This window comes from Mucilaginibacter lappiensis (assembly GCF_050433765.1).
GTDB classification, from domain to species: Bacteria; Bacteroidota; Bacteroidia; order Sphingobacteriales; family Sphingobacteriaceae; genus Mucilaginibacter; species Mucilaginibacter lappiensis_A.
The window spans coordinates 35455-58887 of sequence record NZ_JBNPWP010000015.1 but is presented as its reverse complement, the minus strand read 5'-3'; the positions used below and the strand labels follow the sequence as shown (position 1 = coordinate 58887).

Here is a 23433-nt window from a genome sequence, read left to right as displayed (position 1 = left end):
TGGATACAAAGCAGCCCTGATACAAATGATATTAAGTAATGTATGATTACTTTAAGTTATAATTGGCCAGGCAAAAACGCTTGAAAAGGTCAATCAATTTGTTGTTCTTGCCATGCAGCTGGATGAACTGAAAGGTGCGGAAAATCTCCATTCCCTTTATTTCGATAATGCTAAGCTCATTATATTTCAGCTCACTTAATACCGACTGGATAGACAGGAAAGTGGCCGTTTCTGAATATAAAAGGTACTGTTTTATGGCTATGCTGCTCTCCAGTTGGATCTCAATGTTCAGGTCCTTGGGGGCGATATGCTCCTCGGCTAGGGCATTAAATATCACATCAAGCGTACCTGACCCGGCCTCGCGCAGCACCAAGGGGATGTCCAATAATTGTTTAGGAGTGATCTCGGCCTTTTTTGATAACTTATTGTTTGCCTTGGTTACCAATACAATTTCGTCTTTGGCAAAAGGCGAGTATGCCAGTTGTGGCGAGTGGGCAGCTCCTTCCACTATGGCCACATCAATTTTTTCGTCGAGTATCAGTTGCGAAATATGGTCGGTATTACCCTGTATAAAGTTGAAGGTAACTTCGGGATATGTTTTTTTAAAGAGCGCCAGTATTTTAGGCAAAATGGTTTGAGCCACGGTAGTGCTGGCGCCAATGTGTAGGGTGCCTGCCTCAATATTGTTCAACTGGGCCAGTTCGGTTTCGAGGGCGGTATAGGTTTGGAATATCTTTTCGGCATATTGTACCAGCACTTTGCCGGCTATGGTAAGCGCTATGTTGTTGCCATTGCGTTTAAACAGTTGTATGCTCAACTGCTGTTCCAACTCCTTAATGTGCTTGGTAACAGCGGGCTGGGTAATAAACAACTCGTGGGCAGCCTTGGTAAAACTTAACCTTTGCGCAACAGTATAAAAAACCTTTAACCTGAAATCGAAAATCATTGGGTTAAATTTAGTGGTTTTAGCAGAGAAAACAGGATTGAACTATTTACTCCTTTGAGCATTTGAGCAAGTTTGCGAAAGGAGTTGTGGTACAGGCAATAACAGCCAAACAACATACTAAGGTAATTCTTGTAATAAGATAGATGAATGTTTCCATGCCTATGAGATTTATTTCGGGGTAAAATGTTACAGTGGTAAGTAGCAGGAAGGATAAAAAAAGCTTGGGGACGGTGCGATTCCTTCCCTGGGGAAGGGAGGTAGGGGTTTAGGGCGACATGACAAGCTTTATATCGCATGTATAAACCCCTCCCTGCCACTACACAATCCGGCACACCCCTCCCGTGGGGAGGGAATGGAAGACGGGCGCACAATCTACTAATGTTTGCCTGTGAGGACTTGGGGAAAAATAAATCGCGGTAATCCTTAATCCGATGAATCAAGGTTCAGACAAAGTGATTGCGCGTGGAAACCCCTCCCTGCCCATACACTATCCAACGCACCCCTCCCGTGGGGAGGGAATGGAAAGCAAGCCAGCTAATGATATAAAAATTCCTTAATTTTCCCACCAAAACCAACCCCATGCAAAACGACCTGCAGCAAATTTTTGGCCATATTGATATTTACCTGTTTGATCAGTTATTGAAGGGGCGCTTTAATGATTGTAAAACCGTGCTGGATGCAGGCTGTGGCGGCGGGCGTAATCTGGTATACTTTCTAAAAAATAACTATGAAGTATACGGGGTAGATCAAAGCGCCGAAGCTGTTGCCATAGTTAAGCAGCTATCGGCCCTGTTGGCCCCGGCTAATGCGCCAGGTAATTTCAGTGTGGCCGGGGTGGAGGATCTGCCCTTTACTGACGACTTTTTTGATCTGGTTATTTGCAGCGCGGTACTGCATTTTGCCCAAAACCAGCAGCATTTTGATAGTATGGTGCGCTCCCTTTGGCGGGTATTAAAACCGGGTGGTTATTTATTTGCCAGATTGGCTTCGGATATTGGCATTGAAACCCTGGTTCATAGTACAGGGAATGGCCGTTACCTGCTGCCCGATGGTTCCGAACGGTTTTTGGTAAATGAGCAAACCCTGCTTCAGTATACTCATGAATTAAACGGTACACTTTATGAACCTATAAAAACTACTAATGTGCAAAATTTGCGCAGTATGACCACCTGGTGCATACAGAAAAAATAGATTGCCTCCCACGTATTAATTCATTGTTAATTAATAAAATAGTATATTTTTGGTGTATAGCTTTTTAAGTTAACCCAATTAATGCCGCCGCATACCCTAAAACTATTTTTACTGCTGATTTTTACACTGACTTTTAGCAGCGTTATAGCACAAAAAAAAACGAGGATTTTAAAAGATGCCGCTGTCGCCATCTGTAGCGGTAGTTTGGGCGATCCGGTATTTAATCAGGATTTTGGAACAGGTGCAGGTGTTGGCGATCAATTACCTGATGGTGTTACAAATTTAACATACGTATCCAACTGTCCGAACGATGGGTCATATACCATTACGCATTATAGCGGTGGTTGTCATAATACCTGGCATACCGTTTATACAGATCATACAGGCAATGGCAACGGTTTTTTTATGATGATAAATGCCAGTTACGCGCCGAGTGTTTTTTTTACCCAGCAGGCACCTGTATTATGCGAAAATACTACCTATGAGTTTTCGGCCTATGTACTAAACTTACTAACAGCTGCTGCAAGTGATAATACAGTTATACATCCCGATATTGAGTTTTCGGTTGAAACTATTGATGGCGCCGTATTAGCTACTTATGATACCGGTATTATACCCCCAACAGCAGGTCCGGTGTGGGTGAAGGAAGGCTTGTTTTTTACCACGCCCGCCAATACCACACAGGTTGTTGTAAAAATGATCAATAAAGCGCCGGGGGGCAATGGTAATGATCTGCTGCTTGATGACATCACTTTCAGGGCCTGCGGACCGGTCATAAAAACCGGTTTTAATACCGTAACAGCCAATCAGCCCCAAAATCAGTGCGTAGGCGAATCCAAAACTTACATCTTAAAATCGGAGGTTGGCGAAGGGTATATCAACCCCAGGATGCAATGGCAAATAAACACAGGCGATGGAAACGGATGGGTTGACATTGCCGGTGCAACTTCAGATACTTACACTTTTATACAGGGTGCGGGCACTTTCGGAACTTATCAATATAGGCTTGCGGCTGCGGCGGGTCAAAATATAACATCGGCACATTGCCGGGTTTTTTCTGACCCCCTTACGGTTACGGTAAACGCTTACCCGGTGGTACCAACTATACAACCGCAAATAGCCTGTGAAGGAGATGCTGTGAGTTTAGAGGCAGGTGGCGGGGCAAGTTATTTGTGGAGGGGGCCCGGGGTAACTGCTGCTAATAAAAATCAAAATCCGCTTATTATTAATGCGGTAACTCCTGCCGATGCAGGTAATTACTCAGTCATTGTAACTTCGGCAGCGGGTTGTTCAACATCTGCCTCAACAACACTTGCCGTACATTTAAAACCGGTTGTTACTTTAGATGCCATACCATCAGGTATTTGTAAAGGAGCTTCCATACCGCTTAAGGCATCTGCCCCAGGTAATAATCAATACAGCTGGACACCCACAACCGGCTTGTCTGATCCATTCTCACAAAATCCTATTGCTAACCCGGCCGATACCACAATTTACACCGTTAAAGTAACTGATGCTGATAATAACTGTTTTGAAACAAAAACAGTAACGGTTAATGTGCTGCCCCCGCCGGTTGCCAATGCCGGAGGCGATAAAAAGATATTTGAAGGCCAATCTGTTAAGCTGGATGGCTCTGCCAAAAGTGGTGATGTATTTTATTGGACACCGGCCGATTACCTGAGCGATCCGCAATCACTAACCCCGCTTGCTAACCCCACTGATGATAAAATTTATACCCTGCACGTAACGTCAAATTTTAATTGTGGTATTGATACAAACAGTGTTTTTGTTAGGGTTTATAAAAAGATAGTGATCCCCAATACATTTTCGCCCAATGGCGATGGCCGGAATGATCTTTGGGATATTGAAGCGCTGGTAACCTATCCCCAAAGTTTGTTAACAGTTTATAACCGCTATGGGCAGCAGGTTTTTAGAAGTATAGGCTATGATCATCCCTGGCGGGGGACTTACAATGGTACCATATTACCACCAGGCACCTATTATTATGTGATCGATCTTAAAAGCGGCGCGCCTTTGTTATCTGGTTGGGTGCAGATCATAAGGTAAGCCTCACCTAAATTCGAAGAATTGTCATTTCGAACGGTAGAGAGAAATCTTATGCGACTTTTCATGCGGGCTTTGTATAGTGTAGAAGATTTCTCTTTCGCGCCTCCCTCATTCCCCCTTAGCTCTATCGAAATGACAATTCTTCGAATTTAGGTGAGGCCATACTCATTATAAATAGCTATTTATATTAAATACTAACTGTAATGCTACTACTTTTATATATGCATCACGAACATCACTTACAAAGCTCAGATATTATCAGGGATATTGTTATTGGCATGTCTGACGGATTAACGGTGCCCTTTGCACTGGCCGCCGGATTAAGCGGGGCCGTAAATTCATCGCATATTGTGATCACGGCCGGTATTGCCGAAATTGTTGCCGGTTCCATAGCGATGGGACTGGGTGGTTTTTTGGCCGGCCGAACCGAGGTTGACCATTATGCATCTGAACTGAAACGTGAATATGCGGAGGTAGAAAAAGTGCCCGAGCAGGAAAAAATGGAAGTAAAGGAGGTGTTTGCCGCCTTTGGCCTGTCAGCAAAACTACAGCATGAGGTTGCCGAAGAAATGGCAAAGGATAAAGATAAATGGGTTGATTTTATGATGCGTTATGAACTTGGCCTGGAAGAGCCGAAGGCAAACCGGGCTACACAAAGTGCCATAACCATTGGCTTATCATATATTGTCGGGGGGATTATTCCGCTATCACCCTATTTTTTTATTGCCGATTCGCTGCAGGCTTTGTATTATTCTTGTGGCATTACCATGATTTGCCTGTTTATATTTGGCTATTTTAAAAGTAAAGTAACTGGCCAGCCAAAAATAAAGGGCGCTTTGAAAGTACTATTCATAGGCGCCATAGCCGCTGCCGCCGCGTTCTTAATGGCAAAACTTATCACGGGGTAATATCAAAATTTTATAAACTTATCTATCTGCTCGTTGGTAAATTTCAGGGTGTCGGCATTTAAAAGCTGTCCATTTTGGTCCATTTCCTTATTTATGGAGGCTATGTGGATCTTTAACGACATGGTATTGAGGTGGATGTAATGGCAAACGCCTGTAAAATGATCAATGCCCCTAATGTTACCATATTTTCCTGATGACAGACCAACCAGGGCGGCTTTCTTTTCATAAAAGCTTTCTGGGTAAGCGCAGGCATCAATAAATACCTTCAGTACACCCGGAAAGCTGCCGTTATACTCCGGTATTATAAATAAAAATTTATCTGTTCGGGTAATAATATCCTGTATAGGCATAAACTCGGGGCTCCGTTTGCCATAAAGATCAGTTTGAATTAAATTGGCCGGCAATTCGGCAAGTGATAATAAACCCGCTTCTGTTCCTTTTTCACGAAGTTTTTGCTGATAATACTGAGCAAGTTTAAGTGTATGGCTGCCGGGGCGGTTTGTTGCTGATATTATAGTGATCATTTAGTAGTTTTGATTTATTGAATTGCTGAATTATTGATTTTTGGTCTTCGATAATGAATAGTTTATAAATTTAATATCATTCAATAAGTCGATAATTCGGTAATTCAATAATTAATATTGTTTGTAAATTGCCGAAACCTGTGGATTTCGGAATTGTTTTAAATCCGTATCTTTATCACCAGATAAAAACTTTACGAAAGTAGAAATTTCTAATTCTATTTAGCGTTGTTATAAATCATTGAAATATAAATTTTTGAAAATATAGAATGAGTAAAATAATTGCTTTAGCCAACCAGAAAGGTGGCGTAGGAAAAACTACATCATCTATAAATCTGGCTGCAAGTTTGGCCGTATTAGATTTTAAAACCTTGTTGGTTGACGCCGATCCGCAGGCTAATTCAACATCGGGGATTGGTTTTGACCCCCGTAACATTAAGAATAGTATTTATGAGTGTATCATTAACCAGGTTGATCCTCATGAAGCTATCCAAAAAACAGACACCCCTAACCTTGATCTGCTACCGGCGCATATTGACCTGGTAGGTGCCGAGATTGAGATGATTAACCTGAGCGGGCGCGAGTACAAAATGAAACAGGTTTTTGAAGCTGTGCGCAATGAATATGATTTTATCATTATTGATTGCTCGCCTTCATTGGGTTTGATCACCATTAATGCGTTAACTGCTGCCGACTCGGTAATTATACCGGTACAGTGTGAGTATTTCGCGTTAGAGGGATTGGGCAAATTGTTAAACACCATAAAAATTGTACAATCGCGCTTAAATCCGCAATTGGAAATTGAAGGTATACTGCTTACCATGTACGATGTGCGCCTGCGCTTATCAAACCAGGTGGTTGATGAAGTTAAAACGCATTTTGAGGATATGGTTTTTGATACCATTATTCAGCGTAATACACGGTTAAGCGAAGCCCCAAGCTTTGGCGTATCGGTAATTATGCACGATGCAACTTGTAAAGGAGCAATAAATTATTTGAACCTGGCACGCGAAATTATTGAGAAAAATGGCCTGACAAAAAGCGAGGCAAAAACAGAAACAGCAACAGTGTAAGCAATGAGTAGTGAAAGAAGAAATGCCCTGGGCAAAGGATTAAGTGCGCTGTTGAATGATTCTGTAAACGTACAACCGTATAATAAAACTAAGGATAACAATAAAGATAGGGAAGCCTCAACATCAGCAGTTGAGGTTAACAGCCTGGGATCGGTAAATGAGATACAATTGGCCGAGATCGAGGTAAACCCTTTTCAGCCCCGTACTGATTTTGATGAGCAGGCCCTGGCCGAACTGGCCGACTCCATTAAATTACAGGGGCTTATACAGCCTATAACTGTAAGGCGTGTTAACGCGCATAAATACCAGCTCATATCTGGCGAACGTCGTTTCCGTGCATCAAAAATAGCTGGTTTGACACAAATACCGGCATATGTGCGCACGGCCAATGACCAGCAAATGCTGGAAATGGCACTGATTGAAAACATTCAGCGCGAAAACCTGAATGCTATTGAAGTAGCCCTTAGCTTTCAGCGTATGATTGAGGAGTGTAACCTTAAACAGGAAGAACTGGGCGACAGGGTGAGCAAAAACCGGTCGACAGTTACCAATTACCTGCGCCTGTTAAAATTGCCGCCAAGTATACAGGCATCTATTCGTGATGGGGCAATTAGCATGGGTCATGCCAAGGCGCTTATCACTATTGAAGACCCCGCCAAACAATTATATTTACATCAGCATATTATTCAGCAAGGTTTATCCGTTCGTAAGGTTGAAGAATTAGTTCGTGACATGCAAAAGGCACCGGTAAAAAAAGAGGGCAAACAACCCGAGCCGGTATCATATCAATTGCAAAAAATACAAGACGACCTGGCTTCAAAGTTTAGTACACGGGTAACACTTAAGGTAGGCAGCAGGGGGAATGGGGTTATTGAAATACCATTCCTTTCAGAAGATGATCTGGGCCGTATCCTTGAGATGCTGGATTGGTAAAAATTAGTATCAAGTTTTAATATCAAGTATCAGGATTTTTGAAAGTGTATAAAAATGCAATGTCATGATACTAACTACTTGCTACTTCAATTGTATTTTCTTAAAAATGTATAAATTTTTGTTTGTTATTGGGTTTATCACGGTGTTTACCTTTGCAGCTCAGGCACAGGTTACAGATACGGCTGTGGTGGGCAAAAGCGATACGGTGAGGAAAGCATCAAATACAGCGCCGGGCTCTTTTGCTCCTCCTATAAAAAAGGAAAAAACCTATCATCCCGATAGCTTGCACAGTCCGCATAAAGCAGTAATGCATTCCCTGATGGTGCCCGGATGGGGCCAGTTGTATAACCACCGCTGGTGGAAAGTGCCAATTATTTATGGAGGTGTGGGTTTGCTGGCTGCGGCCGTAATATTTAATCAGAAATATTATACCCAATTTATAACCCTTGCAAAGTATAAGCGACAAGGTATTGCGCCCGGTCCAAATGATAAGTATTATGCCGAATACAATGCGTATGGAAGTGGTGTTTCTGAGTCGGATTTTGCAAGCGCTGCTGATGGTAACAGGCGTAACCGCGACCTAAGCATACTTGGTATTTTGGCCACATGGGGTATCCAAACCATTGATGCTTATATTGACGCCAAATTCATACACTCCTACACGGTTGATAATGACCTGGCCATAAAAGTTACACCTGGCGTTTTAAACCAGCCAGTTTATGCACAAAGTACTAATGTCTCTTTTATTCCGGCTATAAAAATTACCTTTACGTTTTAGGATTGGTATCATACAGTTAGTATCAAGTAGTTAGTATCAAGTATCAAGATTCTTGACCTCTTTACATGAAAAATGCAGCAGTCTTGATACTTGATACTAACTGCTTGATACTGAATAATAATAAAAAGTAAATAATGAAGATAGCATTACTGGGCTATGGAAAAATGGGCAAGATCATTGAAAAGATCGCCATTGGCCGCAAGCATGAAATTGTTTTAACTATTGATCATGATAACCTGCATGATCTTACTGCCGAAAATTTACAAAAAGCCGATGCGGTAATTGAGTTTACCACGCCATCATCTGTATTGGGCAACATTGACCATTGCTTTAACGCGGGGGTACCTATTGTAATAGGCACAACTGGTTGGTATGATAAAATACCCGAAATAAAACAAAGATGCGAGCAGGATGGCAATTCACTAATGTATGCATCAAACTTTAGTGTGGGGGTAAATATATTTTTTCATGTTAACCGTTTGCTGGCCAAAGTAATGAACCGTTACCCGTACTATGATGTACAGGTTGAAGAAATTCATCACACCCAAAAAATGGACGCGCCAAGCGGTACAGCCATAACCATTGCCGAAGGTATCATTGAAAATCTTGATTCAAAACGGGAGTGGATCAACGTGTTAACTACCGATGACAAAGATGATGATGAAACGGTTACTGATAACCAGTTGCTGATCGAATCTATGCGTATTGATAACATTCCGGGTACACATACCGTTATTTATGATTCAGAAGTTGATATGATTGAATTTAAACATACCGCGCATAACCGTAATGGCTTTGCCTTAGGCGCGGTATTGGCAGCCGAATGGATCCACGATAAAAAAGGTTTTTATTCGGTGGAGGCCATGTTTGATTTTAATAGCTAATTACGTTATCAATAAATGGATACAGGAGCTTATATTGGGGTTTACATTATTACGGCCCCTTTATTAATTTTAATGACCATAGGCTTCTGGCAATTGTTTAAAAAGGCCGGTCGTGCCGGTTGGGAAGCCCTGGTTCCTGTTTACGGTACCTATATTATGCTAAAAATTAGCGGCAGGCCATGGTGGCTGCTATTGCTGCTTATTATACCCGGTGTAGGCATTATAGTTGAATTAGGCATTTACATTGATTTTATAAAATCATTTGGTAAAACAAAACTGCGCCAGCAGGCCGCAGGCGTGCTGCTGGGGTTCATTTACTTACCTAAATGGGGGTTTGATGAAAAAACCAGTTATTTAGGCGCTTCGGCAAGTGCTGAGTTTCAGGAAAAATACAGGCAGGACCTTAAAAGGTCATCGGCCCGGGAGTGGACCGAGGCCGTTATTTTCGCTGTAGTGGCCGCCACGCTGATCCGCTCGCTTTTTATCGAGGCCTATACCATACCAACCCCTTCAATGGAAAGCTCGCTTCTGGTGGGCGATTTTTTATTTGTAAGCAAAGTTAATTATGGCGCCCGTTTGCCCATGACACCTGTAGCCTTTCCGTTTGCACATCATACCATGCCACTTACGGGCACCAAAGCCTATTGGGATGGCATCAAATTACCATATTTTCGTTTGCCTGGTTTAAGTGAAATTAAAAAAGGCGATGTAGTGGTGTTTAATTATCCGATGGATGCCGATTCGCCATTTTACAGACCGGTTGATAAGCGTGAAAATTATATTAAACGTTGTCAGGGTGCCCCAGGCGATACCCTTAGCCTCATTGATGCCCGGGTATATGTGAACAGCAAACCTGCCAAAATGCCCCCACACGGCGAAATGGAATACATGGTACGCGCTGATGACAGCAGGTTTGATCCACAGATGATATATGATCTGCATTTGTCAGATATTCAGCAATTCACCAATCGGGATTACATGATGAATATGACGGAGCATTCGGCCCAAATGCTTAAGGGATATTCGAATATAAAAACGGTTACACCCAATGTACGATTAAGAGGGGTTTATGACCCCGAAATATTTCCGCACAACCCGCATTACAGGTGGAACGTTGATAATTTTGGCCCCATCATTATCCCCAAAAAGGGTTGGACTGTAAAGCTGGACAGTCTTACGCTGCCATTTTATAGCCGGGCCATTGCAGTTTATGAAAATAATAAGCTGCAGGTTAATGGGAACGACATCACCATAAATGGCAAAAAAACAAATAGCTATACCTTTAAAATGAACTATTACTGGATGATGGGCGACAATCGCCATAATTCTGAAGATTCGCGTTTTTGGGGGTTTGTACCTGAAGACCATATTGTAGGTAAAGCTTTGTTTGTATGGATGAGCTGGGATGCAACTTCGCCATCGGCTAACAAGATCAGATGGAGCCGCTTGTTTAGGGGGATAAACTGATTTTAGATGTGCAAATCATGAATAGATGTGCAAACTCAAATATATAAATGCATAGTAACATATAGCTTACACAACAGTCATAGGTAATAAAAAATAATTATATACATTTAAAAAATCTGCACATTTGAAATTTGCACATCAAAATACATGAACTGGAAATTCTGGAAAAAAGATAAAAGCAAAACCAAGAAAAAAAAAGGCGCTGTTCGTGAGTGGGCCGATGCCATTGTTTTTGCAGTTATAGCCGCTACGCTGATCCGTACACTTTTTATTGAGGCATATGTGATCCCCAGCGGATCTATGGAAAGCTCCCTGTTAATTGGCGATTATTTATTTGTAAGCAAGGTAAATTACGGAGCACGTACACCCATAACACCAGTGGCATTTCCGTTTACTCATCATACTATGCCATTGATAGGTACAAAAGCCTATTGGGATGGCATACAATTGCCTTATTACCGTTTACCCGGCTTTAGCGATATTAAAAAGGGCGACGTTGTGGTTTTTAACCTGCCAATGGAGGCCGATTCGCCTTTGTACAGGCCGGTTGACAAGCGCGAAAATATTATTAAGCGCTGCCAGGGAACCCCCGGTGATACCCTGAGCGTGGTTGATGCCCAGGTATATATTAACGGTAAAGCCGAAACCACTGCCCCCCAAGGCGAAATGACCTATGTGGTAAAAAGCGATGGCAGCCAGATAAATCCGCAGCTGATTGATGAACTGCATTTAACCGATATGGCGTCTATCAACAATACCGATTTTAAGACCAACACTACCGTGGCCTCGGCCAATACATTAAAAGGTTACTCCAATATTAAATCGGTTACGGCTGATATTGCACCTAAAGGAATACCTGATAATCTTAACCCGGTTTACCCTACCGCGCATCCACAGTATAAAACAACCCCGAGCTTTCCTAAATACACCTGGAACCTGGATAACTTTGGTCCGGTCATTATACCCAAAAAAGGGTGGACGGTAAAGCTGGATAGTTTAACTTTCCCAATCTATGGCCGCGCCATTGAAATTTATGAGCATAATAAAGTAAAGGTAGTTGGCCATGATATTTTTATCAACGATAAAAAAGCCGATACTTACACTTTTAAAATGAACTATTACTTTATGATGGGCGATAACCGCCATAACTCTACAGATTCGCGCTTTTGGGGTTTTTTACCGGAAGATCATGTAGTTGGGAAGGCACTATTTACCTGGATGAGCATTGATAGTACGGCCTCTTTTGTAAATAAAATACGCTGGAGCAGGTTATTTAGAGGGATACATTAATTGATAAAATAATATAAAGCTAATAAAGTGAACGTTGTAGAATTTGTAATTGCATTTATAATACTGATCATTTTGCCTTATGTAGGCTTATGGAAACTATTTGAAAAAGCCGGAGAGCCGGGTTGGCAGGCTATCATTCCCCTCTATAATTTTTATGTAATGATCAAACTAAGCGGCCGGCCGGCCTGGTGGTTTATACTGCTGCTTATTCCCGGTCTTGGTTTCTTAGTAGCTATAGGCATCGTAGTTGATTTTGTAAAATCATACGGAAAATTTTCATTAAGCGAACACATTGCAGGTGTAGCTCTATCTTTCATATATTTCCCTAAATGGGGTTTTGATAAAAATACCAAATACTTAGGCAAGTCGGCAAGCCCGGAGTTCAGGGAAAAATATAAGATCTCCCTTAAAAAGACTGCCACACGCGAATGGGCCGACGCTATTATTTTCGCGGTAATTGCCGCTACGCTGATCCGTACTTTTTTTATTGAGGCTTATGTAATTCCCAGCGCATCAATGGAGAGCTCCTTATTAATTGGCGATTACCTGTTTGTAAGCAAGGTTAACTATGGCGCCCGCTTGCCCATGACGCCTTTGGCTTTTCCTTTTGCGCACCATACCATGCCGCTTATTGGTACCAAGGCCTATTGGGATGGTGTTGAGCTGCCCTATTACCGCTTGCCAGGCCTTAGCGATGTTAAAAAAGGCGATGTAGTAGTTTTTAACTACCCTATGGATGCCGATTCGCCTTTGTACAGGCCGGTTGATAAACGCGAAAATTATATTAAACGCTGCCAGGGCACACCCGGCGATACCCTGAGTGTGGTTGACGCGCAGGTTTTTATAAATGGTAAAGCTGCTATTACACCGCCACATGGCGAAATGAAATACGTGGTACAATCAGATGGTAGCGAGATCAATCCCCAACTGATCAGCGACCTGCACTTATCAGATATAGCACCTGTTAACAATACCACTTTTAAGGTTAATACAACAGCACAATCAGTTAAAGCTTTAAAAGATTACTCAAATATTAAAGCTATTACGCCTGATATTACGCCCAGGGGGATAGCAGATCCATTAAATACGGTTTATCCTGAGTTATTTCCAAAGTATAAGATCACACCAAACTTCCCTGATTTTAAATGGAATGTGGATAATTACGGCCCCATCATTGTGCCTAAACACGGATGGAAGGTAAAGCTGGATAGTTTAACATTCCCGGTTTATGGTCGTGCTATTGAGATATACGAAGGTAACAAGGTGCAGGTAGTTGGCAAGGATATCCTGATCAATGGTGTAAAAACCGACAGCTATACCTTTAAACTAAACTATTACTTTATGATGGGCGATAACCGCCACAACTCCGAAGATTCACGTTTCTGGGGTTTTGTGCCCGAAGACCACATTGTAGGCAAAGCGCTGTTTATTTGGATGAGCATTGATGATAATGCCTCCTTCCTGAACAAAATAAGGTGGAGCAGGTTGTTTAATATTATACATTAAGCCCCCTAACCCCCTGAAGGGGGAACTAAAGGTTTTGATGCCCGCTTGTTTATTGAGCGGGCATTTTTGTTTGATAATAGGGATGATACCCTCTCCGCGCGTCATTGCTGAGGTACGAATCAAACAATAAACTTTTGTCATTCTGAGCATAGCGAAGAATCTAATCTACAACATGCATAGTTCATGAACAGATCCTTCGCTATGTTCAGGATGACAATTTGAGAGAAGCAATGACGTGGTTTTTAAAGGCAATCCATCAGGACTATCAATTCCCCCTTCAGGGGGTTAGGGGGCTGGGCTTAGGGGGCTCACCCCAAACCGCTCGGCCAATGCATTCAGATCAGTAACCACGGCATCAACCAGCGGGATACCGTTAATGCTCCGGTGATTTTCGGCTTCCAGTTCAGGTTCGCCGGGGATAATAACTTTTTGCATGGGATCAACCGTGGTAGAGGTTTTGAAGCGGGCTATCCAGTTATCAAGGTGTGATTTAAATTCATCAACCGGCCGAAAACCATCAACCCGCATGGCGCCTACAAAATGCCCTATGCCTTTACCAACCGGGTTTTCGGGGGGATCAAGAAAAGCTACAAACGGTGGCACCCAGGGGCCGTAATTGGCACCCGATAACACCGCCGACAAAATATCAACCGTAGCGCTCAACCCAAAACCTTTATGGCTGCCGTGATCACGGTCGCTGCCCAACGGCAACAGGGAACCGCCCGATTTTAAAGCATGGGGATCAGTAGTATAATTGCCGCGCTTGTCTTGTATCCAGCCTTCGGGCACCTGTTTGCCCAGGCGCTGGGCAATTTCCAGTTTGCCATTGGCCGCGGCAGAGGTAGCCAGATCAACCACCACAGGCGGGTAATGGCCTGCGGGGAAGGCATAGCACATTGGGTTTGTACCCAAAAGCCGCTCGTTAGAGTAAGTTGGCGCCACCAGCGGACTTGCATTGGTCATAGCAAAACCTATCATATCTTTTTCAACCGCCATTAACGCGTGATAACCTGCAATTCCAAAGTGGTTAGAGTTACGTACCGATACCCACCCTGAGCCATATAGTTCGGCTTTCTTGATGGCCACCTGCATGGCATAGGGGGCAACCACCAGGCCCAGGCCCGCGTCGCCATCAACGGTGGCCGTGGTAGGCGTTTCGTGTACTATCCGGATGTCGGGTTTGGGATTAATGCGGTTCTTTTCCCATAGCCTCACATAGCCGCTCAGGCGTGCCACCCCATGCGAGTCAATTCCCCGCAAATCGGAACGCAGCAAAACATCGGCAGCAAGGGTTGCATGTTCGGTACTGCAACCAATGGCCAGAAAAATATTTTGTGTAAAAACACGCAGGGTTGATGGGTTTATAAGCATGGTATATTAAAATAAGATGTGCAGATGTGCAAATTTCAGATGTGCAGATGGCTTTGTGTAAATTGTAAATGTCTTGATGCAATTCTGACATCTGCATATTTGCACATCTGAAATCTGCACATTTAAGTGGATAAATATATCAATTATCCAGTCGCTTTAGTAACTCCAACCCTTGTGCCCACTCGCCATAGCCCGATGCTACATTGATATGACCGGCATCGCCAATATTAACGAGCTCGCTGCCCCAGCTGTTGGCAAACAGGTGTGCCCGTTCAGTATTTACATAATAATCATTATTGCTGGCCACCACTATGCTTTTAAAGGGGAGTTTTATTAAAGGCACAGGTGTAAAGCCGGTGGTGCCTGATGGGTAGGTATCAGCTTCGGTATCGCTGGGGGCAACCAGTAAGGCTCCTTTTATGCTCACGTTATATTTTTGCGCCCAATAAGCTATGGCGGTGCATGCCAGGCTGTGCCCCACCAATATTACAGTGCCGGGGTCATGCTGCTGTACATAACTATTTAAGGTAGTTATCCAATCGGTGCAAATGGGGGTTTCCCAGTCTTGCTGCTCAATGCGATCAAAATTAAATTGCTTTTCCCATAGGGATTGCCAGTGTGCGGGGCCAGAGTTACCCAAGCCCGGATGAGTGAGGATGGTAGATTGAAAGATCATTTTATAAATATAACTATCAAAACAAATTAACTCCCCTTTTAGGGGGCTGGGGGGCTCTCGGCTATTTCCTTGATCACTTTGTTCCGTTTTTCCAAAAGCCGGGTCATATACCATTTTAAAAAAACAGCATTGGCCACATGTCCCCAAAAACCATGTGGCGATTCAAACATAAATATATCCTTCATCAGGGTTTGATCTTTTACGGGGAAAAAGTAATGCTCATGCCTGAAACTTTTAAACGCGCCTTCCACCATTTCGTCGGTAAAGAAGTTGGGATATTCAAACTCGGTGATCTTTGAAGTTAGGGTTTGCCATTTGCCCAAATGCCTGGCCCGCCAGGTAACGGATTCTCCCAGCTCAATCAAGCCGCTGGTACGGCCTGCTATCGCTGTTTCGCCGGTTTGCCGGGTTGAAGCTACATGAACATCAATGCTCCTGGCCAGGTCAAAACATTGCTGAATAGGGGCATTGATGTGGGTAGCTAATTCAATTATGGGCATGTATATTGTGATTACACCGATTTTAACGGATGATTACACCGATTTTAATTGATAAGATGATTTCACTGATTAATCCACACGGACTAATCGGTGAAATCAAAAACTATCGGTGGAATCACAAAATACAGTTTAAAATTCCGCATTCTTCGGGAATCTTGGGAAAGGGATCACATCGCGGATGTTGCCCATGCCGGTTACAAACAGTACCAAACGTTCAAACCCCAGGCCAAACCCGGCATGCGGACAAGTGCCGAAACGGCGCGTATCCAGGTACCACCAAAGTTCATCCTTAGGGATGTCCATTTCGTCCATGCGTTGTTCCAGTTTATCCAAACGCTCTTCACGCTGCGATCCGCCTATAATTTCGCCAATACCCGGGAACAGGATATCCATGGCACGCACAGTTTCGCGGCCGTTGGCATCAGGTTCGTTCTGGCGCATGTAAAATGCTTTGATCTCCTTAGGGTAATCGGTCAGGATCACCGGTTTTTTAAAGTGTTTTTCAACCAGGTAACGTTCATGTTCACTTTGCAGGTCGGTTCCCCAGCCTTCAACCGGGTACTGGAACTTTTTCTTTTTGTTCGGGGTCGATTCTTTTAAGATCTCAATAGCCTCGGTATAAGTAAGCCGCTCAAAATCATGATCCAAACAAAACTGCAGTTTCTCCAGCAGGCTCATTTCCTGGCGTTCGTTCTGTGGTTTTTGCTTTTCCTCTTCCTGCAGGCGCTGGGTCAAAAACTCCATATCGTCGGCATTTTTATCCAGCGTGTATTTGATCACATATTTCAGCATGTCCTCGGCAAGGTCCATGTTGTCGTTCAGATCATTAAAGGCAACCTCGGGCTCAATCATCCAAAACTCGGCCAGGTGGCGGGTGGTGTTGGAGTTTTCGGCACGGAAGGTTGGGCCAAATGTATAAATATCGCTCAGGGCCATAGCACCCAGTTCGCCTTCCAGCTGACCGGATACGGTAAGGTTGGTAGGGCGGCCAAAAAAGTCCTGTTTAAAATCAATCTCGCCGGTATCTGTTTTAGGGATGTTATCCAGGTCAAAGTTGGTTACATGGAAGGTTTCACCCGCGCCTTCTGCATCTGATGCAGTGATAACAGGTGTATGCAGGTAAACAAACCCACGCTCCTGAAAAAACTGGTGTACCGCGAAAGCCAGGCTATTGCGCACCCGGAATATCGCCCCAAAAGTATTGGTACGGAAACGCAGGTGGGCGTGTTCCCTTAAAAACTCCAGGCTATGTTTTTTAGGCTGGATAGGATATTTTTCAGGATCGCTATCGCCCAGTACTTCAATATCAGTTGCTATAACTTCAACTGTTTGGCCTTTACCCTGTGAGGCTACCAGTTTACCAGCAACGCTTAAAGCGGCGCCAACCGTGATACGTTTCAAAAGGGCAGGGTCGGTGTTTTCAAAGTCAACAACAATTTGGATGTTGTTATTAGTTGAGCCATCATTCAAAGCAATAAAACGATTAGAACGGAAGGAGCGTACCCATCCCTTAACTGTTACATCAATTTCTGTTTGCTGGCTCTGCAGCAATGCTTTGATCTTTACTCGCTGGCTCATATAGTATGTTTTTTAGAGCCGCAAAAATACAATTAATTATGTAAAGCCACTTTGAATTTTCCGCTTAAAAAGCTAATACTATCAGGCTGGGTACCTGCCGGGATGTCAAAGGTTTTAACAAATTTAAGATCAAAATAACCCTGCAGTATTTTGTCGGTTGCATTAAATGCAACAACTACTACCGTATTACTATGTGTTGGGCTAAGTTTATACCTGGCTATTGTTGCATTATCCCTGATGATGTAATAATAGCCTTCATTGTTTTTTAGCGTATAGTAACCCGGGTCATCCACCCGGAGCTTGAAACCAATTATTTCTTGCTGCCCTGCTGTGGTATTGTTGCCGGTTACAATAGTGGTATCCCGCTCTATAGCAGAATCTGAAGGGTCGCCTGCCCATTCTACGCCATTTTTTTGGGCGAGGATAAAATTAGGAATGGGTGGAAAATCACAGCATTCCTTTTTGGCACATGATGCAAAAAGCAAAAGCGTTACGAAAAGTAAATAAAGCAGGTGTTTTTTCACAACGATTGAACTGTAACAGGTTATCAATAACTGGTTTTATAAATATACCTAAAAGTTGGTATTACACCTTTACTTATCAGCTATTTGCTAATTTATTGTTCGTTATGAATGCTTAGTTAAGCCCGATCATTAATTGGGTAAAACTGCCTTGAATTTTCCGTTTAAAAAGCTGACCTTATCCGGATAACTACCGGTTGGGTTATCATACGTTTTAATAAATTTCATTTGAAAAGTACCTGTTACAGTTTTGGTGCTTTGATCATAGCTGGTAACCGTTACCTGGTTGGTAAAGGTATCATCGAGTTTATAACCGCTAACTGATACATCACGACCAACAGTATTAAAATAGTAGGCTTGATTGCCTTTTAGTGGATAACTAATGGCTGTGGTGCTCGCTTTTATTAAAAAGCCAAAGTTTTCTTCAAGGCCGGTTTTAAAGTTGCCGGCATATACATTAATGGTATCCTGCGAAAATACAGTAGTTGTAGGGATCCCTTCCCATTGTACGCCACTTTTTTCGGCCATAATAAATGCGTCCCTTTTAGGTAGAACACAGCAATCCCTTCTTTTGTAACAGGACGTCATAAACAAAGCCGTAGCTGAAAGTAAAATAAGTAGGTATTTTTTCATGATAATAAGGTTTTTATACAATTACGGCGAAAAAGAAACTTTTGCTACAGCGACTTAAATATTTTGCGAAGCAAACTTTGATAAAGGTCTTATTAAAAAACGATTTGCTTAAGTTTGCCACTCATTTTATTATCCTGTTTATGAACCCTAAAGTGAGCTTGGTTATCGGCATTTTATGCATCTCGTTTTCGCCAATATTTGTAAAGCTTGCCGGGGTTGCGCCCATTGGTTCTGCATTTTACCGTGTGTTTGTTGCCTGGGTTTGTTTGCTGCCTTATTGTATCATTAAAAAGAAACTGCGTATTGATAAAAGGCAGCTTATTATAGCGGTAACAGCAGGGGTGGTTTTTGCATCAGACGTGGCCGTTTGGAATATCTCTTTGTTAAAGATCAGCGCAACAGTATCAACCCTGCTTGCCAACCTGGCCCCGGTTTGGGTGGGTTTGCTGAGTTTTTTGCTTTTTAAAAAACGCTCAGGAAATTTATTCTGGATAGGCACGCTCTTAGCGATCATTGGTATGGTAGTATTGGTAGGCTATCAGCACATTTTACATCTGGAACTCAACGCGGGTATTTTGCTTGCGGTATTGGCCAGCTTGCTGTACGCAACCTATATCATGATTACCAAAAACATCATGGCGAGTATAGATGTGTTTACCTTTATGTTTTACAGCATGTTGGGCGCCAGTGTTTTTTTATTCCTGATAAATAGCTCTATGGGAAATACGATCACCGTTTTTTCACTAAAAGTTTGGCTATGTTTTATAGGGATGGGATTAATTTGTCAGCTTACCGGTTGGCTCACCATAAATTACTCATTAAGATACCTGGAATCAACCAAAGTGGCTATAGCCTTACTAAGCCAAACGGTATTTGCCGGATTACTTGCCGCATTCCTGCTGAACGAAAAGCTTGCAGTTAATGAAATCATTGGCAGTGTAATAGTGCTTGCCGGCATAGCCGTAACATTTTTAAAGCCACGTAATCAGTTAGTATCAAGTAGTTAGTATCAAGTATCAGGATAACTTCATTTCTTTTTTTATAAACAACTCATCATACTTGATACTAACTACTTGATACTTGATACCCGATACCCTACATTTGCATTTTAGCACATGATCATAAAATCCACCATCGACCGTATTATGGAAGCCACCGACATTGTGGAGGTGATTGGGGAATTTGTGCAGCTAAAAAAACGCGGGGCAAACTATGTGGGCCTGTCACCATTTGCCAATGAACGTACACCATCGTTCACGGTATCGCCGGCAAAGGGCATCTTTAAAGATTTTTCTACGGGCAAAGGTGGTTCGGCAGTTACCTTTTTAATGGAGCTGGAAAAATTTTCCTATCCCGAAGCATTAAAATGGCTGGCCAAGAAATACGGTATCGAGGTTGAGGAAACCATTGATCACCCAGAAAACAAGGAGGAAGATCAGCGTCGCGAAAGCCTCATGATCGTGACGGCCTTTGCCGCTAAGTTTTTTCATGAAAGCCTGCTTGATACCGATGAGGGTAAAAGCATCGGCCTGAGCTATTTTAAAGAACGCGGTTTCAACACCGAAACTATTAAAAAATTTGAACTGGGTTACTCGCCCGATCAATGGGAAGCTTTTACGGGTACTGCCATAAAAGATGGCTACCAGGAACAGTTTCTGGTAGAGAGCGGCCTATCGGTTAAACGAGATAACGGTAACTTATATGACCGCTATCGTGGCCGGGTAATGTTCCCGATACATAGTTTTACTGGCCGGGTAATAGCCTTTGGCGGGCGTACCCTTAAAAAGGATAAGAACGTACCTAAGTATGTAAATTCACCCGAGTCTGAGATCTACCATAAATCAAATGTACTTTATGGCCTGTACTTCGCCAAGAAAGCCATACGCGAGGAAGATAACTGCTATTTGGTTGAAGGTTATGCCGATGTGCTTTCGGTTCACCAGGCTGGTATCGAAAATGTGGTAGCATCGTCGGGTACTTCATTAACTGTAGAGCAGATCAAGCTGATCAGCAGGTTTACCAAAAACATCACTATTTTATATGATGGCGACGCGGCAGGTATTAAAGCTTCCCTGCGCGGGCTGGATATGATATTGGAAGAAGGCCTCAACGTGAAAGTGGTTTCTTTTCCTGATGGGCATGATCCGGATTCGTATGTGCGCAGTGTAGGTACCAACGCCTTCAAAAAACATATCGAGGAAACTAAAAAGGATTTTATCCTTTACAAAGCTAACCTCCTTTTAAAAGATGCCGGTAATGACCCTATAAAAAAAGCCGGTGTGATCCGCGAGATTGTGGAGAGCATAGCTAGAATCCCGGACTCGATCAAGGCATCTGTTTTTATCAAGGAATGTAGTTATATATTACAGATAGATGAGCGCGCCCTGCTATCCGAACTAAATAAAATGCGCCAGGCCAAGGCGAAAAAGGATGGTCAGCAGCAGCAAACCAATACCAGGTATGCACCGCAGCCAGACGAGCCGAACTTTTTTGATGAGCCCGAGGTAAAGGAAACTAAAGAAGAGCATTTTCAGGAAAAGGAGATCATTCGTTTGCTGTTATTGTATGGCAACAGAATGATTGACTGGGATGGCATCGCTAATACCTATATAGGTCCGTTTATGATAGCAGAGTTGGGCGATGTTACTTTTGAAGACCCATCATGCAAGCTGTTTGTTGAATTATACCGGCAGGAGGTAGAGAATGGCGTACTGCCAGAGGATTATTATTTTATTCATCATCAGGACAAAGGCATTGTTGATCTGACGGTTAACATGCTGGCTACCAAATATACGCTAAGCGAAAATTGGTACGAGATGCATAAGATCATGATACACGATGAGCAGGCCAACATGAAGGCTGCCATTCTGGGTGCCATATTTCATCTTAAAAAACATAAGGTGGGCAAAATACTGGAAGGCCTGCGTACCGAACTGCAAAAGGCCGAGACCGAAGCTGATCAGGAAATATTGCTTAACCAGTATATCCGCATGAAAAAAGTTGAAAAAACCATCTCCGATTTCTTAGGGTCGGTAATTATCAAATAAATGGCTCAACACCTTGATCTGGGCCGCACCGGCGAAACTTTAGCCAAAACCCACCTGGAAAACACCGGTTACGAAATACTGGACGAAAACTGGACCCATGGTAAAGCCGAGATTGACCTGATTGCATATAAAGACAAGGTTATTATATTTACCGAAGTTAAAACGCGCACCGGCAACGGTTTTGGCGAACCTGAGGATTTTGTTGATGCCCGTAAGCAAAAATTACTGGCCGAGGCGGCAGATGAATATATTTACCTCATGAACCACCAGGGCGATGTACGGTTTGATATTATTGCTATTTTGTTCGACAGAAATAAAAATTATATACTAAATCATATTGAAGATGCGTTTTGGCCATCGGCAACCTAACATTATGAATAACAAAATTAAAGGTCTTTTTTTAGCCGGCGCTTTGCTGGCATTTGGCTGTAACCATAAATCAAGTGATAGCGCGGCAGATTTTAGCATCAGTCCCGAAGCTGGTACTACCTACAAAGCGGGTGATGAAGTAAAACTAAAGGTTGGTTTCCCTGCCGATGCCAAAGTAGATTCGGTAGTGTACCTGCTGGCATCTACAAATATAAAAATGGGTGCCGATTCGGTTTACTTACCTGTAGCCACCAAAATAGGTGTAACCAAAGATACATCAGGCATCAGCCTAAAAACAGATACTTTGCCTTTGGGTATAAGGGTAGTAACCGCTAAAATTTATGCTGGTGGTAAAAGTCAGGATGTAACTACTAATATTCTGTTGCTTGCAGCCAAAGCGCCCGAACATTATACCTATAAGGTTGAGAAAGTGTTTCCGCATGATACCAGTGCCTATACCGAAGGATTGCAGTATGAAGATGGTCATTTTTATGAAAGCATTGGCGACTATAAACGCTCTGCATTACGTAAGTTTGATCTTAACACCGGCAAAACCCTGTTGAAAATAAAACTTGATGATCAATACTTTGGCGAGGGGATATCGGTTGTGGGAGATAAGATAATACAGCTTACCTACCGCGAAAAAGTGGCATTTGTTTATGACAAGAACACGTTTAAACTGATCAAAACCTTCCCTAACAATTTAGGTCCCGAAGGCTGGGGAATGTGTTTTGATGGCAACAAACTTTATAATGACGACAGTACTAACCGTATCTGGTTTAGGGATAAGGATACTTACCACCCTACTGGTTTTATTGATGTTTGTGATAACACTGGCCAGATTGACTCTATAAACGAACTGGAGTATATTGATGGTAAACTTTATGCCAACATTTATCAAAAAGATACCATACTGGTTATTAACCCTAAAACAGGCGCCGTAGAGCAGTTAATTGATATGAAGGACTTATATCCTATGGCCGACAGGCCGCAGGACAGGGATTGGGACAATAATGTGCTTAATGGCATAGCCTGGGACGCCAAAGGCAAACGCCTTTTTGTAACCGGTAAAAAATGGCCTCAATTATATCAGGTTAAGTTTGTAAAAGCCCCCTAACCCCCTGAAGGGGGAAGCGAAGCTCCTAAATCTTTAGAGGAAATAATAATAAGAAAA

Annotated in this window: 22 protein-coding genes; 14 read left to right on the top strand and 8 right to left on the bottom strand. The window is 42.8% G+C overall.

Annotated features, from left to right (window positions below; genetic code table 11):
- Positions 1–46 precede the first annotated feature (46 nt).
- Entirely contained in the window at positions 47–946 is a 900-nt protein-coding gene (locus M2273_RS29420; protein ID WP_429401748.1) for a LysR substrate-binding domain-containing protein, read from the bottom strand.
- Positions 947–1525: 579 nt separating this feature from the next.
- On the opposite strand from M2273_RS29420, the gene M2273_RS29415 reads away from it, so the two are divergent.
- From M2273_RS29415 to M2273_RS29405, 3 genes are all read left to right on the top strand, one after another.
- A complete protein-coding gene (locus M2273_RS29415) occupies positions 1526–2137 on the top strand; it encodes a class I SAM-dependent methyltransferase (protein ID WP_429401746.1) in 612 nt (203 codons plus the stop codon).
- Positions 2138–2218: 81 nt separating this feature from the next.
- Positions 2219–4204, top strand: a complete 1986-nt coding sequence (locus M2273_RS29410) for a gliding motility-associated C-terminal domain-containing protein (RefSeq protein ID WP_429401744.1) — start codon at positions 2219–2221, stop codon at positions 4202–4204.
- A 203-nt stretch (positions 4205–4407) separates the two neighbouring features.
- Positions 4408–5112, top strand: a complete 705-nt coding sequence (locus M2273_RS29405) for a VIT1/CCC1 transporter family protein (protein WP_429401742.1) — start codon at positions 4408–4410, stop codon at positions 5110–5112.
- Positions 5113–5114: 2 nt separating this feature from the next.
- Here M2273_RS29405 and M2273_RS29400 read toward each other — a convergent pair whose 3' ends face one another.
- A complete protein-coding gene (locus M2273_RS29400) occupies positions 5115–5636 on the bottom strand; it encodes an NADPH-dependent FMN reductase (protein ID WP_429401741.1) in 522 nt (173 codons plus the stop codon).
- 266 nt (positions 5637–5902) lie between these two features.
- On the opposite strand from M2273_RS29400, the gene M2273_RS29395 reads away from it, so the two are divergent.
- The 7 genes from M2273_RS29395 to lepB (M2273_RS29365) all read left to right on the top strand — a co-directional run bounded on the left by M2273_RS29395 (position 5903) and on the right by lepB (M2273_RS29365) (position 13564).
- On the top strand, positions 5903–6706 hold the full coding sequence (locus M2273_RS29395; protein WP_429401739.1) for a ParA family protein: 804 nt from the start codon (positions 5903–5905) through the stop codon (positions 6704–6706).
- A 3-nt stretch (positions 6707–6709) separates the two neighbouring features.
- Positions 6710–7639: a ParB/RepB/Spo0J family partition protein gene (locus M2273_RS29390; protein ID WP_429401738.1), complete on the top strand. Its 930-nt coding sequence runs from the start codon at positions 6710–6712 to the stop codon at positions 7637–7639.
- 106 nt (positions 7640–7745) lie between these two features.
- Positions 7746–8417, top strand: a complete 672-nt coding sequence (locus tag M2273_RS29385; RefSeq protein WP_429401736.1) for a DUF5683 domain-containing protein — start codon at positions 7746–7748, stop codon at positions 8415–8417.
- A 134-nt stretch (positions 8418–8551) separates the two neighbouring features.
- Complete coding sequence (gene dapB / locus M2273_RS29380) at positions 8552–9301, top strand: 4-hydroxy-tetrahydrodipicolinate reductase (RefSeq protein WP_429401735.1); 750 nt, start codon at positions 8552–8554, stop codon at positions 9299–9301.
- 72 nt (positions 9302–9373) lie between these two features.
- Positions 9374–10768 carry a signal peptidase I gene (gene lepB, locus M2273_RS29375; protein WP_429401734.1) on the top strand — a complete coding sequence of 465 codons (1395 nt, stop codon included), beginning with the start codon at positions 9374–9376 and terminating at the stop codon, positions 10766–10768.
- Between the two features lie 147 nt (positions 10769–10915).
- Complete coding sequence (gene lepB / locus M2273_RS29370) at positions 10916–12058, top strand: signal peptidase I (RefSeq protein ID WP_429401732.1); 1143 nt, start codon at positions 10916–10918, stop codon at positions 12056–12058.
- Between the two features lie 27 nt (positions 12059–12085).
- Positions 12086–13564 carry a signal peptidase I gene (gene lepB / locus M2273_RS29365; protein WP_429401730.1) on the top strand — a complete coding sequence of 493 codons (1479 nt, stop codon included), beginning with the start codon at positions 12086–12088 and terminating at the stop codon, positions 13562–13564.
- A 285-nt stretch (positions 13565–13849) separates the two neighbouring features.
- On the opposite strand, the gene M2273_RS29360 is transcribed toward lepB (M2273_RS29365), so the two are convergent.
- The 6 genes from M2273_RS29360 to M2273_RS29335 all read right to left on the bottom strand — a co-directional run bounded on the left by M2273_RS29360 (position 13850) and on the right by M2273_RS29335 (position 18843).
- Positions 13850–14935, bottom strand: a complete 1086-nt coding sequence (locus M2273_RS29360; RefSeq protein ID WP_429401728.1) for an Ldh family oxidoreductase — start codon at positions 14933–14935, stop codon at positions 13850–13852.
- Positions 14936–15074: 139 nt separating this feature from the next.
- On the bottom strand, positions 15075–15611 hold the full coding sequence (locus tag M2273_RS29355) for an RBBP9/YdeN family alpha/beta hydrolase (protein WP_429401726.1): 537 nt from the start codon (positions 15609–15611) through the stop codon (positions 15075–15077).
- Between the two features lie 38 nt (positions 15612–15649).
- A complete protein-coding gene (locus tag M2273_RS29350) occupies positions 15650–16111 on the bottom strand; it encodes an SRPBCC family protein (RefSeq protein WP_429401724.1) in 462 nt (153 codons plus the stop codon).
- Between the two features lie 129 nt (positions 16112–16240).
- A complete protein-coding gene (asnS, locus tag M2273_RS29345) occupies positions 16241–17689 on the bottom strand; it encodes an asparagine--tRNA ligase (protein ID WP_429401722.1) in 1449 nt (482 codons plus the stop codon).
- Positions 17690–17721: 32 nt separating this feature from the next.
- On the bottom strand, positions 17722–18213 hold the full coding sequence (locus M2273_RS29340) for a hypothetical protein (RefSeq protein WP_429401720.1): 492 nt from the start codon (positions 18211–18213) through the stop codon (positions 17722–17724).
- Between the two features lie 129 nt (positions 18214–18342).
- On the bottom strand, positions 18343–18843 hold the full coding sequence (locus M2273_RS29335; RefSeq protein WP_429401718.1) for a hypothetical protein: 501 nt from the start codon (positions 18841–18843) through the stop codon (positions 18343–18345).
- A gap of 140 nt (positions 18844–18983) precedes the next feature.
- Between M2273_RS29335 and M2273_RS29330 the strand changes: the two genes are divergently transcribed.
- From M2273_RS29330 to M2273_RS29315, 4 genes are all read left to right on the top strand, one after another.
- Positions 18984–19850: a DMT family transporter gene (locus tag M2273_RS29330; RefSeq protein ID WP_429401716.1), complete on the top strand. Its 867-nt coding sequence runs from the start codon at positions 18984–18986 to the stop codon at positions 19848–19850.
- Between the two features lie 108 nt (positions 19851–19958).
- Positions 19959–21890: a DNA primase gene (dnaG, locus tag M2273_RS29325; RefSeq protein WP_429401714.1), complete on the top strand. Its 1932-nt coding sequence runs from the start codon at positions 19959–19961 to the stop codon at positions 21888–21890.
- Complete coding sequence (locus M2273_RS29320; RefSeq protein ID WP_429401712.1) at positions 21891–22259, top strand: YraN family protein; 369 nt, start codon at positions 21891–21893, stop codon at positions 22257–22259.
- 4 nt (positions 22260–22263) lie between these two features.
- On the top strand, positions 22264–23376 hold the full coding sequence (locus M2273_RS29315) for a glutaminyl-peptide cyclotransferase (RefSeq protein WP_429401710.1): 1113 nt from the start codon (positions 22264–22266) through the stop codon (positions 23374–23376).
- Positions 23377–23433: the final 57 nt, after the last annotated feature.